Origin of the sequence: Shewanella schlegeliana (genome assembly GCF_016765635.1) — a bacterium.
GTDB classification, from domain to species: Bacteria; Pseudomonadota; Gammaproteobacteria; order Enterobacterales; family Shewanellaceae; genus Shewanella; species Shewanella schlegeliana.
The window spans coordinates 135,355-151,448 of record NZ_JAESVD010000012.1; the positions used below are offsets into that span (position 1 = coordinate 135,355).

Consider the following 16,094-nt stretch of genomic DNA (forward strand, 5'->3'; position numbering starts at 1 on the left):
AACTATTCAATGCGAGGCCTGCTAAGCCTCGCTTTTTCATCCTTATCTAGATATCCCTTATAAAAACATTAGAGGTTGTAATGGCTGACTTTTCTTGGCTCAGCAAATTTCCCAAAATGGATCGCTCCACTTTGCTGGAGATCCGTAAATATTTAGACGGTGCTTTTCGGGACTTTTCACGCGAGTACGGCGATGCTATCGAGTCTTTCTTCGATCCGCTGCTCGACTTTCTTATCTGGTTTGAAAAGCTGCTAGTGCAGTCGCCATGGTGGGCTGTACTTCTGTGTATCACTGCTTTGGTTTACTTTGCTAGCCGCTCATGGAAATTATCTTTAGGGGTGGTCATTTCATTTTTGCTGATTGGCTATTTTGGCATGTGGCAAGACACCATGCGCACCCTAAGCATCATTACTGTCTGCACGCTATTGGCTATCACATTGGGCGTGCCCATCGGCATCTTAATGTCTCGCAGTAATCGAACTCAGGCGCTAGTAACGCCGATTTTGGATGTGATGCAAACCATGCCAGCCTTTGTGTACCTTATCCCGGTCGTCATGTTACTGGGTATCGGCAAAGTGCCTGGCGTTATTGCGGTGGTCATTTACGCTATTCCACCGGTGATTCGTCTGACCAATTTAGGGATCCGCTTAGTAGACAAAGAAGTACTAGAAGCGGCCACCGCCTACGGTGCCAATCGGATGCAACGCCTGATGGGGGTTCAATTACCACTGGCCTCTCCAACCATAATGGCCGGTATTAACCAGACGATTATGATGGCCTTAGGCATGGTGGTTATCGCATCGATGATCGGGGTTAAGGGCTTAGGTCAACCAGTCCTCAAGTCGATTACTAACCAATATTTCACCCTCGGACTCTTTAACGGTCTAGCCATCGTTGCTCTGGCAATTATTTTTGACCGCACCTCTCAGGCCTACGCCAAGCGTTCACAGAAACATATTCAGGGTGGACAACATGACTAACGACTCACAGATACAACCACTGATTCAAATTAGGGATCTGTTTAAGCTCTTTGGCAGCAAACCAAACACTGTGATGCCTCTGGTTAGAGAAGGCTTATCTAAAGATGAGATTTTAGCGAAAACTGGCCACACAGTAGGCCTTAAAGCCATTAATCTCGATATTAAAAAAGGCGAGATTTTTGTGATTATGGGACTATCTGGATCCGGTAAGTCAACCTTAATTCGCCACTTCAATCGCCTCATCGACCCAACAGAGGGACAAATATTGGTCGAAGGCTTGGATGTCATGAAGCTCAATACCAAGCAACTAGAGCAGTTTAGGCGCAGTAAAATGGCCATGGTGTTCCAACGCTTTGGCTTAATGCCTCACCGAACGGTTCTAGAGAATGTCGGCTATGGCCTGAGTGTGCAGGGGGTCGACAAAGCCACTAGAAATGCCAAAGCGAAGCAATGGCTTGAAACCGTTGGCTTGAGCGGGTACGAAGCCCAGTACCCGTCTCAACTTTCAGGTGGTCAACAGCAGCGCGTCGGCCTTGCAAGGGCCCTGTGCACCGATGCAGAGATCCTGTTGATGGACGAGGCCTTTTCCGCACTCGATCCGCTGATACGCAGTGAAATGCAGGATCAACTGATTGAACTGCAAAAACAGCTGCATAAAACCATTATCTTCATTACTCATGATCTCGATGAAGCACTGCGAATTGGCGATCGTATCGCCATTCTCAAAGACGGCGAACTGGTTCAAGTGGGTGAACCGGTCGATATCTTACTCAACCCTGCGGACGATTATGTTGAAGCTTTTGTCAAAGACGTAAACCGTCCACGGGCTCTCACCGTAGAAACGGTCATGAAGCCCCCCGCATTTCGCCTGACCGCCGACACGATAGGCGAAGCACTCAAACAGATGAAACGCATTCCGGCTAACTATGCCTATTACGTTACCGACGAAGGCTTTCAGGGTGTGGTATGCCAAGAAGCACTCGAAAATGCCGTGAAAGCTGATGAACAAGCGCTAATGGAAGACTTCGAGGTAGAGCCGCTGACACCGATATCACAAGATGCGCCGCTTGAAAGCATTATTCCCGCGACGATGGGAGCTGATTACCCCTTACCCGTTATCGATGCAGATGGCGATCTACAAGGCGAACTATCCAGAGCTCACTTGGCAGATGTGCTATCGGACTTTTACAGCGACGACGCCGACAGCACAGACAATACAGACAATACAGACTTACAAAAATCAAACTTAACCAATAAGGATAAATGATGATTCGCTATACACTTGCAGCTTCATGTATCACCCTTGCATTATCCGCTAATGCGAATGCCAGCCCAATAGATGAAGAGCTAGAGGCGTTAAAAGCCCGTATCGAGCAACTTGAGGCTCAGCAGCTTGAATCTCAACAGCAGCAACCAGATCTGCTCGTTGTTGAAGAACAAACACAGGAGCCAGAGAGTGCCGTCAACTTTGGCGGGGCCGTGCGTGTCAATTACGCCTATGAGGACTACGATGAGGATAACTCTGACCGTGGTGGCGACTTTGACTTTGACCTATTCCGCATAGACGTTTCTGGCAATTACCAAGACCTTATTTTTTCAGCCCAGTACCGCTGGTTCGAGTATATGAATGTGATTCAGCACGCTTGGATTGGTTATAACTTTGATGAGAAGCAGCTGGGTAAAATTGGTGTGACTCAAGTACCTTTTGGTATTTTAACTTACGCCTCAAACAACTACTTCTTTAGCTCTAATTTCTACCTAGGGCTTGAAGATGACCACGATATGGGCCTGAACTACACCTATAAAGGCGATAACAATCAAATTGATCTCGCCTTCTATAAAAATGACGAACAGGGCGGCCTTGATGGCTTTGTCTCAGACCGAACCGACCGTTATGCATACGATGTTGTTGGTATCCGTTTACCCGGAGAAGATGCCTATGATGCCCCGAGTGACGGCAATGCCGCTGCTGAAGTGAATACCTTTAATGGTCGTTATGCTCACAATATGACATTCGATGAGGTTAAAGTTGAACTGGGCGCATCAATCCAAGCGGGACAACTTGATATTGCCAACGGCACCGATGGCGATAACGTGGCTGCCGCGCTACACAGTGTTATCAATTACGACCGCTGGAACGTTAAGTTACAGCTGACAGATTACAAGTACGATGTAGATGGCATGGATGTAGAGCGTATTGTGGTAGCCGCTTATCATTTTCATGACTCTATTCCAGCTGAAGCGACGACCTATATCGCCAATGTGGCATACAGCTTACCCGTAGAGATAGGGCCAATATCCAACCTAACTTTCTATAATGATTATTCGCTTGTTACCGATAAATCTGCGGCACTAGCTGATACCTTTATGAACGTCACAGGCATGGCTATTGCTGCCGGTGGACTCTATACCTATGTCGACTTCGTTGTTGCAGAGAACCAGCCATTTATCGGCGGCACTATGGTGGGAGATGGCGGTACTAACACCCGCTTTAATATTAACTTCGGGTATTATTTCTAATATGTTGGTTGGACGATAAGCTGCTATTCATTGAGCTAAGCAGAAGTAGGCAGCTCTTCATCAGACAGATAACAGAAAGCAAAAAGCCGCATCTCTTTCGAGATGCGGCTTTTTTTATAGGTTGAGTTGGCCGATAAGCCGGGTCCTGTCGTGGACAGTTATTCATCTAGGCCTGCAATCGCTCACAGGCTCAAGCGACCTACCCGGTCCCAACGCGAGCAGCGCCATACGGGACCCTATTTGGTCTTGCTTCGGGTAGAGTTTACCTTGCTACGAACTATTACTAGTCGCACGGTGCGCTCTTACCGCACCCTTTCACCCTTACCAACCGAAGTTGGCGGTCTCCTCTCTGCTGCACTTGTCGTCGGTTCACACCGCCCAGGCGTTACCTGGTACCCTGCTCTTTGAAGCCCGGACTTTCCTCCCCGTTCTTACGAACGCGGCAACTGTCTAGCCAACTCGGCGCGGATTATAGCTAAGCTCAAGCAACAAACCAAGGACTTTCACAAATCAGCTTAACCTAATGCTCAACTATTAGAACACTATCTATAAAATAGAATGGCGTTAAATACCGAGCCTTAAACCGTAAAACGAAAAAATTACAGACCGATAGAAAGACCATGCTTATAAAGTGCGTTCTTTTTAATGTCGTAAATCTGTCCTGCGACGGCTGCGGCTTTCTTCAGTGGCAACTCTTCGCACAGCAATTTAAGCGTATTGATCACTGTGGGTGAAAACTCTGACTCTTCTTCGCTACGATGACCATGACACATCAGCACGATTTCACCGCGCTGCTGGTTAGGGTCATCTTTAACCGTCTGTAAAACTTCACCAGCCGTACCGGTTAAGAAAGTCTCGAAGGTCTTGGTCACTTCACGAGCCATAACGATTTCACGTTCTTCACCCAGCGCAGCCACGATCGACTCGAGGCTATGCACGATACGGTGCGGTGACTCATAAAAAATTAACGTGCGAGGATCGTCTTTTAAGCCACTGAGTTTATCCAGTCTCGCCTTCTCTTTTGATGGCAAGAAGCCTTCAAACGAGAAACGATCAGAAGGTAAACCAGAGGCACACAAGGCGGTGATCGCTGCGCAAGGACCCGGCAATGGGATAACATTAAAGCCCGCTTCGCGAACTTGCTTAACTAAGTGATAGCCAGGATCGGAGATCAACGGCGTACCCGCATCAGAAATTAACGCAACCGCCTCGCCATTACCCAGCTTTTGAATGATCCATTGAGCTCGGTCTCGTTCATTATGATCATGTAAAGCGGTCTTGCGGGTCTCGATACCGAAGTGACTTAACAACTTACCGCTATGACGAGTATCTTCGCAGGCGATAAGTGATACCTGATTCAACACCTCTAGCGCACGGCTACTGATGTCTCCTAGGTTCCCTATTGGTGTGGGAACAATATAAAGCGCGACCGACAGGTCCATATCTACCTCTGTATTGAGTATTGGCAAGAGTTTCTAACAAGACTTTCGCCAAGGGGAAGAGCAGGTTAAACTATTAGCAGCATCTTACCAGAGTGAAGACCCGTGTTAAAAAGACTGAATACAACAAAATTTATCTCTATCGCAATTTTATCTGCGGTTTTGTTCGGTTGCGGCACGACGACTGCACCGGTAAAGACTGAAAAGACTGAAGTTTCTTTGACTAGCGTGACCAAGTCGTCATCGCAGTATCTGGCGCTAGCCGCCAATGAAAAAAATAAAGAAACTCGAGACAAGTATGTGTTACTGGCAGCCCACGCCTTCATCAACGAAGGAAATGGCAACGCCGCCGACAAAACGTTGAAGTCGATTGCACAAGATATCACCCAAACACCAGAGCTATTAGCAGAGCATATCTATCTATCGGCGCGTGCGCTTGAGATGATCTCTACCTATGATCACGCCCTGAAAGTACTTGATTACCCAAGCAACTGGAAACTGCCAAACTGGCAATGGGTTAGCTACTACCAGTTAAAGGCACACTTATATCAGTTGCTAAACCAACCTATAGAGCAAGTAAGACAGTTAAGCCTACTCAGTCAGTACCTGCCTGCCGCAGAAGCCTATGAGGTCAATGACACCATCTGGCGCTCACTGCAGCCGATTAATGAACAGACACTACTCAGTTTTAGCAACGATGCCTCCAATCCAATTTTTGCAGGCTGGGTGCAACTGGCTTATATCGCCAAACACTATGCTATCGATCCTAACGACTTAGTGCGTCACTTAGGCAGTTGGCAGCAGCTAAACCCGAACCATCCCGCTGCGGCAAAATTACCAACGGATTTGGAAAAAGCGCTTAATACTCAGCCTTATCAGCCAAAGAACATCGCTGTATTACTGCCACTAACAGGTCCTCGCGCCGTTGTCGCGAACACAGTTAAGCAAGGTATTCTTGCTAACTATATGGCAACAGGTGACGACAGCGTAACACTCAATTTCTTCGACACCACTGTTGGCGCACAATTCGCTTACCAACAGGCTGTTGCAGCAGGTGCTGAGTTCATCATCGGTCCCCTATTACAGTCAGAGGTCGAGCAGTTACAAAATATGGCTGCAACGAGCGATGCCGCCACAACTGCCGATACTGCAGTTAGCAGCAAGGGCGTGGCTAACACCGACGCAGTGGTCAATTCCAGCGCAGTGGCACCTACAACACCTGTTGTCAGCAAAACCATTCCTCAGCTTTATTTAAATCATATTGATAGCTTTACCGCCGACCCAGATAAGTTCTTCTTTGCACTATCACCAACCGATGAAGCAATCGATGCAGCTCAACGCCTCTACAATGATGGTATCGAACAACCTCTATTGCTTGTAAGTAACGACGCAGTAGGCCATCGCATGGCTGACAGTTTTGATAAAGCTTGGAAAAAGCTAACGAATAACCCGGTCGAAATTCATTACTATGATCGCGGTGACAAGATGAAAGTCACGGTACAAAAAGCCCTAGGAGTGATCGACAGTAAAGAGCGTATCGCTCGCATTAAAGCGATTCTAACGCCTAAGATTGAAGCCGATTTTCGCTCTCGTCGTGATATCGATGCAATTTACATGATCTCTGCTAGTCATGATTTAGAGCTACTTAAGCCATTTATCGACGTGAACTTCAGTGTGTTCGCCGATCCGGTTCCACTCTATACCACTAGTCGTAGCCGAGTTGAAGGTAACAGTCGCGAAACGGCTGAAGAGCTAAATAATCTCACTATCAGCGATATCCCTTGGCTACTATCACCCAATACCGAAACTCAGATGGTCAATGAGCTATGGCCGAACTGGAGCAATAGCCGTAAGAGACTATTTATCATGGGCTATGATGCACTGGATTTAGTCGGTAAACTCGCTCAGATGCGCGCCTTACCCGGTTACCAGTTTTCAGGTCGCAGCGGCATGCTGTCGGTATTACCTGACGGCACCATTAATAGACAGTTAAGTTGGGGTCGCTACCAAAGAGGTAACTTACGTCCGCTCTAAAGCCGATGCCCCTTACGTTAGGAAGATTTACAGTTAAATACGCCGAGGCAAATAGTCTCGGCTGATACTTTAAGATATAGTCAAATTGACGCTACAAGGATGAGCGAGTTTGATGCAAAATACCCAAAATCAAGGTCAGATTGCCGAACACACAGCTAGGCAATATTTGGAACAACACGGACTCACCTTTGTCGAACAAAACGTACGCTACCGTTTTGGTGAAATCGACATTGTGATGAAAGACCGCAGCGATTGGGTTTTTGTTGAGGTAAAATACCGCTCTGCGTCTCAATACGGTGGGGCTGTTAATGCGTTGAGCCATGCGCAAACTCAGCGAATAAGAAAGGCTGCAAGCCATTACATACAGTTAAAGCGAATCGATGCCATATGTCGCTTCGATGTTATCGCGGTCAATCCCCAAGGGATACAATGGATCCGCGATGCATTTTAAATAGTTTAATTTTCATATGTACCACTCAACCAAGGTGGGCATAACTAAACATAGGGTTTATCCATGTTAGAACGCATTAAAGACAGCTTTACAGAGTCAATTCAAACTAAGATTGATGCTTCTGAAGCACTGCCAGAATCAATTGCTAAAGCCGCTGAGATGATGGTGCACTGCCTGCTTAGTGGTAACAAAATCTTAGCCTGTGGTAATGGCGGTAGCGCTGGCGATGCACAGCACTTCTCAGCCGAACTGTTAAACCGCTATGAAATTGAGCGTCCACCACTACCCGCAATTGCGCTGAGCTGCGATACCTCGACGATCACAGCGATTGCTAATGATTACAGCTATGATGAGATCTTCTCTAAGCAGATCATGGCGCTGGGTCAACCAGGTGATATCCTGCTAGCAATTTCAACCAGTGGTAACTCAGGTAACGTCATCAAGGCGATGGAAGCCGCATTGAGTCGTGATATGACGATTGTTTCATTAACGGGTAAAGATGGCGGTGCGATGGCAGGCTTACTCAGTGTCAATGACGTTGAAATTCGTGTGCCTTCTAATGTAACAGCGCGCATTCAAGAAGTTCACCTGCTAGCAATTCACTGCCTATGTGACAACATCGACCGCACACTATTCCCGCAGGACGAACAGGCATGAGAGCACTGCTCCCATTAATCGCTATTATGTTAATGCTGCAAGGCTGTGCAGGGGCCATTATGGTCGGTGCAGTCGGCGGCGCAATGATGGTTAATGACGAGCGCAGCTTTAAGGCCCAAATTGATGACACTAATGCCGACTTTAACGTCTCTAGTGCCTTGGCCTCTCATGACGATCTGAAGAATCAGGCTAATATTAGCGGTATTGTCATGAATTCCAACGTATTGATGATTGGCCAAGCGCCAAACTCAATGCTGAGAGATAAAGCCATTCGTGTGGTTAAAGAGCTGCAGATTGGCGGTAAGATCCATAATCAGATCCGTATCGGCAATCCAACCTCATTTACCACTCGCAGCAACGATACCTGGATCACCACTAAGGTGAAGGGTCGAATGCTCAACGAAAAAGGGCTGGATGTCACCAATATCAAAGTCGTGACGGAGAACGGCGAGGTATTTTTAATTGGCTATGTTGAGCGAGCACAGGCCGATCTAGCCGTTGAGGTCGCTCGAAATACTGCCGGCGTGCGTAAAGTCATTAAGGTGTTTGAATACACTGACTCTTAATCTGTAAAACAGAGATGCCCACCAGCAGTAAGAAGAATCATCCAGCCTTTTGCTCGATGATTTTTTTTGGTCTTAAATAAGCAATTCGAGCCGTAACCCATGGGATAATTAAAGATGGCAACACGATAAAGCCTGCGCCCACCCAACTTAACCCATCTAGCCACTCATCAAACAGTAACCAACCAAACAACACACAAAATAGTAGCCCGGTATATTCGGCAATCGCGATTTTGCTCGCCTCGGCTTTACGGTAAGCCAGCACACATAACCAGTGATAGGCCAATAAGAAGCTGTTGCTCAGCGCCGCTATGCCGATTAATGCCCAACTGACCCCCTCGAAACCCTGCACTAACACCATAACTAATGTGAGTGGGATACTGAGCGTGTTATACAACATTAAGGTTACACTCGGATTTTCAGTGTCAGGTAGTTTGCGTAGTGCTAGCTGATTTAAGGCAAAGGTGAATGCAGAGATAAGCACTGCAACACCAAACCAGTTAATCTCGCTAGGGCGTAGCAAAATCAAAATACCGATAAAGCCCAAAATAGTAGCCAACCATTGGGTTGGCGTGACTTTCTCTTTCAAAAAGATAGAGCCCATCAGGACTATCATCAAAGGGGCCGAGAAAAATAACGAACTAACTGTGGCGATCGGCAGTGACATCAGACCCATAATCAAACACACCGCCCCCAATGCACCAGTATTAGAGCGAAAGAAGTGCACCTTTAGATACTTAGTAGTAGGTCTCTTTGCGTAAAACCATAAGGGCATTAGCATCAACACCGATAATACCTGCCTGATTAACAGGAAGGTCGCGGCGTTACTATCGTCTGGCATCCACTTAATGGAAACATCGTAGAGTGCGCTAAAAAGGTTGCCAAAAACTAAGATTGCCATGGCGATCATGACATTGGATTTCATCTGCTATTCCACAGTACAACTGAATTTGAGCGCATGATATAGCCCGCAAATGCTAAACTAAAATGATGTTTTTTTGCCAATCATGAATTAAATTAATACCATGACTAAGATCACCTATTAAATTCATACTTAAGGCTGTCACCATGCGCAAACTACCACCGCTTAGGGCTTTACAGGTTTTCGAAGCAGCGGCCAGACAGTCGCACTTTTCCCGTGCCGCCACCGAACTTTGCATCACTCAAAGCGCGGTATCTCATCAGGTAAAACAACTTGAAGAGCACTATGGTGAGCGCCTGTTCAAACGAGAAGGACGACAGTTGCGGCTTACCGCTAAAGGGGAGTTACTGTATCGAGAGTTGGAACGGATCTTCAATGAACTGAGCGACTTAAGTATGCAGATCAGTGGCGACAGTAATGACCAATTGCGGCTAGCGGTTTATAGCTCATTTGCTATCAAGTGGCTGATCCCAAGACTCAGCGACTTTCGGCGTCAGCACCCACAGATAAAAATTCGTCTCGAAATGATTGCCGAGGATCCCGAGTTAAGCGATAGCGTAGCGGATATGTTTATCACAGGCCAGAGTGGCCAGCCGGGCTATTACCATCAATCTCTGCATAAAGAGCGCCTAATTCCGGTCATCAGTCCAAGTCTGCTAACAGCTGAAAGTCAGCCCCTGAAGGAGTTAATGGCTCATCCGTTGCTCACCGTTGACGAAGGACCATTAGGCTTAGACTGGGATAGGTGGTTTGAGGCCAATAATATGCTACTACCACAGTCGCAACAGCAACATATCTTTAGCCATGTATTAATGGCTATTGAAGCGGCGATTGCGGGTCAAGGGATTGCACTGGCATCGGACTTTATGGTGCAAGCTGATATTGAAAGAGGGCTGTTAGTGGAGCTAGATCTGCCCGATATCTTAACAGGCTTCGAGTTCTATTTTAGCTGTAAGCAACGACGCCTAAAAGAGCCTGCCATCGCAGCATTTGTGGATTGGTTAAGCCAGCAAAATTGAGCCAATAAAAAAGCCAGCGAATATCGCTGGCTTTCATTAACTCGAATCGTGTTAAACGATAAGACCGATCTTTTCGTAAACGTCTTTAATGGTAACTTCTGCACGAGCCTGTGCTTTCTCTGCGCCATCTTTCATCACTTGATTCAAGAAAGCTTGGTCTGCACGGTACTCTTTAAAACGCTGCTGTAGTGGCTCAAGCATACCAACAACCGCCTCACCTGTAGCGACTTTCAAGTGGCCATACATCTTGCCTTCGAACTCAGCCTCTAAGCTGGCAATCGACTGGCCAGTACAACCTGACATCAAGCTTAGCAGGTTTGACACGCCTGGTTTTTCGGCAACATCGAAGCGAACGACTGGTGGCTCTTGGCCGTCTGTCATCGCCTTTTTAATCTTCTTCATGATCGCTTTTGGATCTTCTAGTAGGCCAATAACGTTATTACGGTTATCGTCAGACTTAGACATCTTCTTCAGCGGATCTTGTAGCGACATCACCTTAGCACCATGCTCAGGAATGAATGGCTCAGGGATCACGAAAGTCTCGCCGTAAGCATTGTTAAAGCGAGTCGCGATATCGCGAGTCAACTCTAGGTGCTGCTTCTGATCTTGACCCACAGGGATCTCGTTCGCTTGATAAAGCAAAATGTCTGCTGCCATCAGTACCGGGTAACCAAATAGCCCCACGTTAATGTTGTTAGCGTGCTTTTGCGACTTATCTTTAAACTGCGTCATGCGGTTTAGCTCACCCATCTGGGTGTAACAGTTTAATGCCCAACCAAGTTGTGTGTGCTGTGGCACCTGTGACTGGATAAATACCGTGCTCTTCTTTGGATCGACACCACAAGCCAAATACAGCGCTAGAGTATCAAGACACGCTTCGCGCAATTTAACAGGATCTTGTCTGACAGTGATCGCATGCAGGTCAACGACGCAATAAAGGCAATCATGACTATCTTGCATCGCAACCCACTGACGTAACGCGCCCATATAGTTGCCGATGGTTAGCTCGCCTGATGGCTGAGCACCGCTTAGAACTACTGGTTTCGTTAGGGGTGTCGTCATTTTGTTTATTGCTCCGTTGCTTTATCGCACTGATTGAGTAGCGCGGTTATTTCACTAAATTGTTCACATACGGCATCAGGGCCGCTTAGCCCAATATCTTCACCGTAGTTATAGCCGTAGGTCAAGCCCACAGAGGCTACCTTAGCCGCTTTTGCCGCTAAAATATCGTTCTTTGAGTCACCAACCATCAGCAACTGCACAGTTTCTAGCTGCCACTCATGCAAAATATGCTGTAGTGGTAGCGGATCAGGCTTCATCTTAGACAGTGAATCTCCACCAAGCACGAGGCTAAAGTAACCATCGATATTGAATGCTTTCAACAACGGAATGGTAAATTCAAAAGGCTTGTTGGTTACAATTGCCATACGGTAACCCGCTTGCTGAAGCCGAGATAATACCGATTCAACGCCAGCATAGAGTACGCTATGTTGCTGCAGATTGAGCTTATAGAAATGCATAAAGCGTGGCATGCAAGCTTGTAGCTGCTCTTCAGCTACCTGTTCATCGAGTGCAAAAGACAAGGCTCTTCGCATCAGCATCTGCGCACCATTACCAACCCAACTGCGCACTTGCTCATCGCTACATAGGGGCAATTCAAGCTCTGCTAGAGTTGCACGTGTGGCCGCAGCAAGATCGGGCACGCTGTCGATAAGCGTGCCGTCTAAGTCAAATGCTACCGCTTTAATTTGACTAAACTTGCTCATTGATTACGCCTCGATGCTTGCAAGCTCTGCACGCATCTCATCGATTACCGCTTTATAGTCAGGGGTGTTGAAAATGGCAGAACCGGCAACAAACATATCAGCACCAGCCGCTGCTATCTCAGCAATGTTGTCGACTTTAACACCACCATCAACTTGTAGGCGAATGTCATAACCACTGTCATCGATAAGCTTACGCACCTGACGCAACTTATCTAAAGTAGTAGGGATAAATGACTGACCACCAAAACCTGGGTTGACCGACATCAATAAGATAACGTCAAGTTTATCCATTACGTGATCTAGGTAATGTAGCGGCGTTGCAGGGTTGAGCACTAAGCCAGCTTTACAACCCGATTCTTTAATCAGCTGCAGAGTGCGATCCACATGCTCGGAGGCTTCTGGGTGGAAAGTAATGATCGATGCACCCGCTTTGGCAAAGTCAGGGATGATACGGTCGACAGGCTTCACCATTAGATGCACGTCAATATCGGCGGTAATACCATAGTTACGCAGTGCCTGACATACCATAGGGCCAATCGTTAGATTTGGTACATAATGATTATCCATCACATCAAAATGAACCACATCAGCCCCTGCGTTTAATACCGCATCGACATCTTCACCTAAACGAGCAAAATCGGCAGATAAAATAGAAGGAGCAATCAAAAATGGACGCATATCGAACTCACCTGAATGTTTAAGAAGTACGCTATTCTACCTTTTGCAGCCATAGCCCTCTACACCCTTGAGCGCATTTCAGCTAATTAGCTGGGGGAAAATATTTCATTCGATTAGCAAAATGGGATTTAAATGTAAAAAATGTTTAAAATATAGGCTACTTTGCTATACTACTTCGACTAGGAGAAAATGGAGGCGTAATGAAAGGACTAACCCAGAACAGAGCAGTAATAAAATCTGCTGCTATTCTTGCGCTTGCGACTTCTGCAATTGCAGCACTTGCCTTATCATCTGCTCCTGTAGAAACAACGTCAACCCTAGCTTGTGCTTGTGATAGCACAAACAGCCAATATAACCCTAGTCTACCCGCAAGCCACCCCAGCAACCGCTGTGCAAATCAATCTCACGATCTAAGCTGGAAGAGTTGGTTAACAGGTAAGAGCCAAACCAATCAATTGCATTTTATCGATCTGTTTGAGCTGCTATACGGTCACGAAAGCGCACCTATCAGTAAAAATACTCCGCTAAACGGCAAGTAATAGGTTAAATGCTGCGCCGCTTCTGGCAAATACTCTCGAGCACTTTAGCCGCTTTCTTTGGTGTGCAAACAGAACAAAATCGCATTAGAGATTTTCAAACCACCTCCCCCATTGCCTTTATCATTATGGGCATAGTACTGGCGATACTGTTTGTGGTTGCACTTCTGCTTATCGTCAATCAAGTACTAACTTGATCAACGAGAATAAACATGGGCTAAGTTAGTCATTTTCGCTGTGATAGGAATCATCGTACAAAGCCATCAACTCGTCGACCTTCTTACGGCCGCTTCCCTTCTGACTAATGTTACGTTGCACCTGTATCGTACCAAAACGCGCGCCATGATATAGCTCTCGCGTTAGAGGAATATCATGGTTACTGATCAACACAGGAATACCCCGCTCAATCGCGGTATGGCGTGCATGTCTGGCAAGCAAAGCCTGATCGTCTAACGAGAAACCACTGCCGACATATGTAGTGAAGCTAGCTGTAGTTGATAATGGTGCATATGGAGGATCGCAATACACTACATCCCCGGCTTGAGTCATATCTATCGCTTGCTCGTAGCCGATACAATGAAACTCGGCATTTTGTGCTTTAAGCGAGAATGCACGGATCTCTTTCTCTGGGAAGTAAGGTTTTTTATATGAACCAAATGGCACATTAAAACCACCTTTGCGGTTATAACGGCACAGGCCATTAAAGCCATGACGATTCATATAGAGAAAATAGACTGAGCGCGTAAAGGGATCTGTGGTCGCATTAAATGCGGTACGGATCTTATAGTAAGCTTCCTTGTCGTTCATCTCAGGAACGAAAAGCGCCTTTGCGGCTTCGATATATCTATCGGGCTCTTTTTGCACTATCTTGTACAAGTTAATCAGATCATGATTAATATCGCATAGTAGATAGTTACTGTAGTTAGTATTGAGGAAGACCGAGCCTGCGCCCACAAAGGGTTCAACCAGACGATCGCCTTCAGGCAAATACTCAGCTAAGGCTTCAATCAGTTTAAATTTTCCGCCAGCCCACTTCAAAAAGGCCCTTTGTTTTTTAATCATTTAAATTGATTGAACACTGTGAAAAAAAGAGAGCTGATGATTGTACTCTGTTTATTATTGAATTTCACGACTTGGTAGTACATCTTGTAGCTCATATTCATTAAGATCTTGCCAAGTGCGGATCCAAGGGGCTGAAATCCCGGTTTTTGTCGTTAACTGCACCGCTTGTTGTCTAGCGACTTGAGCGCTGTTAAATTCACCAAATAGCACTACCCAACGCTGTTTATAGCGCGCAACCCTCACCTCAGGTATATCCTTAAGTGCCGCTAACATTTTATAAAGTGAATCTATCTGCTTAACACTCGCAAGTTGCAGTGTGTAACCTTGGGTTGGTCTGCTCAACGAACTTGTTTGCGACGCCTTTGGCTCGATAGCCTCTGCGGCTACAACCTCTTTCTTATCACCTTGGCTTTGTGGAGCCTGAGCAGCTTGTTTCTCTGTTTCAGCACTAAACGTTGTAATGGGCTTAGCTTTATATGTCGCAACAGCCTCAATATCGTTAACGACAACTTCTTCCTCTTTTACCTGCTCTGCTTGCGGTTTAGTACTCTGTATTACTTGTGCGTCAAGGGGTCTTAAGTAATTTGCTAATAACTGCTCGCCATACTCAGCAAGAAAGCGACTCTCAGAATCGGGGGTAGCTTTAGCATCGATAGCGAATTTAACATCACTCGATGCAGGGTCTTTCTTATCGGCATCACCATCTAGTAGTAACCAGCTAAGTAGCAATACTGCAATACACAGAAATGAGACTGACACTATAGTTCTGATTCGAGAGTTTGCAGGCTCTTGCTGCTCATCACCATTGAGGGCTAGCTCAAGTAAACTGACCACTTCTTTCGGCGTTCCCCGCTGTAACTCCAAACGATTTTTAACTATGTCTCTAGGAGTAAAAGGCTGCTGCTCACTGCGGCTTAACAGTGTGTAATATAAACCTTCTCGCTCCGCTTGCTCTAAGGGCTCGATATGGATTGGAAGTACTTGCTCTAACAACGACTCAGGAAGCTGTGCGGCCACATCATCAAAGAACTCTATGGGTGAGGTCATGACAATCTTGACTGACTTATTCCCCAAATTCATCTGACTAAGCACGATGCATTCCGCCCAGATTTCAAGAGGTAAAAGGTGGGCGTCATCGAGTACGATACAACTAGCCGTCGGTAGGGATTCCGCCACGCTAAGCAGACTCTCAGGTAACGGGATCTCGTCGTCAAAAACAGGATCACTTAGTAGTTGAACCAGAACCTTACGCCGGATCTCAGCGCTATCACAATGTTTTGGGCAGATAACAAATGCAGAGCTATGCCGCTCAAGCTCATTGAGCAAAGCGGTGACGAGCGTTGTTTTACCCGCGCCCTCTTCTCCGGTGAGCACCATTAGCTGCTCACCGTACAGACTAATATGCAGCAAGCGATGCAACAGTGAGTGTTGACTGGGTAATAGGGTTGAATCTGAAAACGGCATCTA

The 16,094-nt window shown here is 46.5% G+C and carries 17 protein-coding genes and 1 other RNA gene; 10 read left to right on the top strand and 8 right to left on the bottom strand.

The features are described from left to right. Positions 1-80: 80 nt before the first annotated feature. Genes JMA39_RS18215 through JMA39_RS18225 form a run of 3 tightly spaced genes read left to right on the top strand, consistent with a single transcriptional unit; the run spans position 81 to position 3,500 of the window. Positions 81-980: an ABC transporter permease gene (locus tag JMA39_RS18215; RefSeq protein WP_202723301.1), complete on the top strand. Its 900-nt coding sequence runs from the start codon at positions 81-83 to the stop codon at positions 978-980. Continuing rightward, complete coding sequence (locus JMA39_RS18220) at positions 973-2,247, top strand: quaternary amine ABC transporter ATP-binding protein (protein ID WP_202723302.1); 1,275 nt, start codon at positions 973-975, stop codon at positions 2,245-2,247. Before JMA39_RS18215 ends, JMA39_RS18220 begins: the two co-directional genes overlap by 8 nt. Next, on the top strand, positions 2,247-3,500 hold the full coding sequence (locus tag JMA39_RS18225; protein ID WP_202723303.1) for a carbohydrate porin: 1,254 nt from the start codon (positions 2,247-2,249) through the stop codon (positions 3,498-3,500). The genes JMA39_RS18220 and JMA39_RS18225 overlap by 1 nt, the downstream gene beginning before the upstream one ends. A gap of 118 nt (positions 3,501-3,618) precedes the next feature. Here the strand turns inward: JMA39_RS18225 and rnpB are convergent. Both rnpB and rsmI read right to left on the bottom strand, forming a co-directional pair. Further along, positions 3,619-3,962, bottom strand: an RNA gene (gene rnpB, locus JMA39_RS18230) — RNase P RNA component class A. A gap of 137 nt (positions 3,963-4,099) precedes the next feature. Further along, on the bottom strand, positions 4,100-4,942 hold the full coding sequence (gene rsmI / locus JMA39_RS18235; protein ID WP_202723304.1) for a 16S rRNA (cytidine(1402)-2'-O)-methyltransferase: 843 nt from the start codon (positions 4,940-4,942) through the stop codon (positions 4,100-4,102). Between the two features lie 102 nt (positions 4,943-5,044). Here rsmI and JMA39_RS18240 point away from each other — a divergent pair, with 102 nt between their 5' ends. From JMA39_RS18240 to JMA39_RS18255, 4 genes are all read left to right on the top strand, one after another. After that, on the top strand, positions 5,045-6,973 hold the full coding sequence (locus tag JMA39_RS18240) for a penicillin-binding protein activator (RefSeq protein ID WP_202723305.1): 1,929 nt from the start codon (positions 5,045-5,047) through the stop codon (positions 6,971-6,973). A gap of 112 nt (positions 6,974-7,085) precedes the next feature. Next, entirely contained in the window at positions 7,086-7,424 is a 339-nt protein-coding gene (locus tag JMA39_RS18245; protein WP_202723306.1) for a YraN family protein, read from the top strand. A gap of 63 nt (positions 7,425-7,487) precedes the next feature. Then, on the top strand, positions 7,488-8,081 hold the full coding sequence (locus JMA39_RS18250) for a phosphoheptose isomerase (protein ID WP_202723307.1): 594 nt from the start codon (positions 7,488-7,490) through the stop codon (positions 8,079-8,081). Next, positions 8,078-8,647: a BON domain-containing protein gene (locus JMA39_RS18255; RefSeq protein ID WP_202723308.1), complete on the top strand. Its 570-nt coding sequence runs from the start codon at positions 8,078-8,080 to the stop codon at positions 8,645-8,647. Before JMA39_RS18250 ends, JMA39_RS18255 begins: the two co-directional genes overlap by 4 nt. Before the next feature lie 37 nt (positions 8,648-8,684). On the opposite strand, the gene JMA39_RS18260 is transcribed toward JMA39_RS18255, so the two are convergent. Continuing rightward, positions 8,685-9,569 (bottom strand): DMT family transporter, encoded by an 885-nt coding sequence (locus JMA39_RS18260; protein ID WP_202723309.1) that lies wholly within the window; start codon positions 9,567-9,569, stop codon positions 8,685-8,687. A 143-nt stretch (positions 9,570-9,712) separates the two neighbouring features. Between JMA39_RS18260 and JMA39_RS18265 the strand changes: the two genes are divergently transcribed. Continuing rightward, entirely contained in the window at positions 9,713-10,585 is an 873-nt protein-coding gene (locus JMA39_RS18265; protein WP_202723310.1) for a LysR substrate-binding domain-containing protein, read from the top strand. A gap of 51 nt (positions 10,586-10,636) precedes the next feature. On the opposite strand, the gene trpS is transcribed toward JMA39_RS18265, so the two are convergent. The 3 genes from trpS to rpe are packed head-to-tail and all read right to left on the bottom strand — an operon-like array spanning position 10,637 to position 13,029. Next, positions 10,637-11,647 (bottom strand): tryptophan--tRNA ligase, encoded by a 1,011-nt coding sequence (gene trpS, locus JMA39_RS18270; protein ID WP_202723311.1) that lies wholly within the window; start codon positions 11,645-11,647, stop codon positions 10,637-10,639. Between the two features lie 5 nt (positions 11,648-11,652). Then, positions 11,653-12,351 (bottom strand): phosphoglycolate phosphatase, encoded by a 699-nt coding sequence (locus tag JMA39_RS18275; protein ID WP_202723312.1) that lies wholly within the window; start codon positions 12,349-12,351, stop codon positions 11,653-11,655. A gap of 3 nt (positions 12,352-12,354) precedes the next feature. Continuing rightward, positions 12,355-13,029: a ribulose-phosphate 3-epimerase gene (gene rpe, locus JMA39_RS18280; protein ID WP_202723313.1), complete on the bottom strand. Its 675-nt coding sequence runs from the start codon at positions 13,027-13,029 to the stop codon at positions 12,355-12,357. A 200-nt stretch (positions 13,030-13,229) separates the two neighbouring features. Here rpe and JMA39_RS18285 point away from each other — a divergent pair, with 200 nt between their 5' ends. Together JMA39_RS18285 and JMA39_RS18290 are read left to right on the top strand one after the other, a co-directional pair. Further along, a complete protein-coding gene (locus tag JMA39_RS18285) occupies positions 13,230-13,568 on the top strand; it encodes a hypothetical protein (protein ID WP_202723314.1) in 339 nt (112 codons plus the stop codon). A gap of 8 nt (positions 13,569-13,576) precedes the next feature. Further along, a complete protein-coding gene (locus JMA39_RS18290) occupies positions 13,577-13,762 on the top strand; it encodes a DUF2970 domain-containing protein (RefSeq protein WP_202723315.1) in 186 nt (61 codons plus the stop codon). Between the two features lie 25 nt (positions 13,763-13,787). Here the strand turns inward: JMA39_RS18290 and JMA39_RS18295 are convergent, their stop codons facing one another. Continuing rightward, complete coding sequence (locus tag JMA39_RS18295) at positions 13,788-14,627, bottom strand: Dam family site-specific DNA-(adenine-N6)-methyltransferase (RefSeq protein ID WP_202723316.1); 840 nt, start codon at positions 14,625-14,627, stop codon at positions 13,788-13,790. 54 nt (positions 14,628-14,681) lie between these two features. Beyond that, positions 14,682-16,091, bottom strand: a complete 1,410-nt coding sequence (locus JMA39_RS18300) for an AAA family ATPase (protein ID WP_202723317.1) — start codon at positions 16,089-16,091, stop codon at positions 14,682-14,684. Positions 16,092-16,094 lie beyond the last annotated feature (3 nt).

Bases quoted from the DNA above. Each gene is read 5' to 3' on its own strand.
- JMA39_RS18255 (WP_202723308.1), top strand. From the start codon at position 8,078: ATGAGAGCACTGCTCCCATTAATCGCTATTATGTTAATGCTGCAAGGC.
- JMA39_RS18275 (WP_202723312.1), bottom strand. From the start codon at position 12,351: ATGAGCAAGTTTAGTCAAATTAAAGCGGTAGCATTTGACTTAGACGGC.
- JMA39_RS18300 (WP_202723317.1), bottom strand. From the start codon at position 16,091: ATGCCGTTTTCAGATTCAACCCTATTACCCAGTCAACACTCACTGTTG.
- JMA39_RS18260 (WP_202723309.1), bottom strand. From the start codon at position 9,569: ATGAAATCCAATGTCATGATCGCCATGGCAATCTTAGTTTTTGGCAAC.
- trpS (WP_202723311.1), bottom strand. From the start codon at position 11,647: ATGACGACACCCCTAACGAAACCAGTAGTTCTAAGCGGTGCTCAGCCA.
- rpe (WP_202723313.1), bottom strand. From the start codon at position 13,029: ATGCGTCCATTTTTGATTGCTCCTTCTATTTTATCTGCCGATTTTGCT.
- JMA39_RS18220 (WP_202723302.1), top strand. From the start codon at position 973: ATGACTAACGACTCACAGATACAACCACTGATTCAAATTAGGGATCTG.
- JMA39_RS18225 (WP_202723303.1), top strand. From the start codon at position 2,247: ATGATTCGCTATACACTTGCAGCTTCATGTATCACCCTTGCATTATCC.
- JMA39_RS18215 (WP_202723301.1), top strand. From the start codon at position 81: ATGGCTGACTTTTCTTGGCTCAGCAAATTTCCCAAAATGGATCGCTCC.
- JMA39_RS18245 (WP_202723306.1), top strand. From the start codon at position 7,086: ATGCAAAATACCCAAAATCAAGGTCAGATTGCCGAACACACAGCTAGG.
- JMA39_RS18290 (WP_202723315.1), top strand. From the start codon at position 13,577: ATGCTGCGCCGCTTCTGGCAAATACTCTCGAGCACTTTAGCCGCTTTC.
- JMA39_RS18265 (WP_202723310.1), top strand. From the start codon at position 9,713: ATGCGCAAACTACCACCGCTTAGGGCTTTACAGGTTTTCGAAGCAGCG.
- JMA39_RS18250 (WP_202723307.1), top strand. From the start codon at position 7,488: ATGTTAGAACGCATTAAAGACAGCTTTACAGAGTCAATTCAAACTAAG.
- JMA39_RS18285 (WP_202723314.1), top strand. From the start codon at position 13,230: ATGAAAGGACTAACCCAGAACAGAGCAGTAATAAAATCTGCTGCTATT.
- rsmI (WP_202723304.1), bottom strand. From the start codon at position 4,942: ATGGACCTGTCGGTCGCGCTTTATATTGTTCCCACACCAATAGGGAAC.
- JMA39_RS18295 (WP_202723316.1), bottom strand. From the start codon at position 14,627: ATGATTAAAAAACAAAGGGCCTTTTTGAAGTGGGCTGGCGGAAAATTT.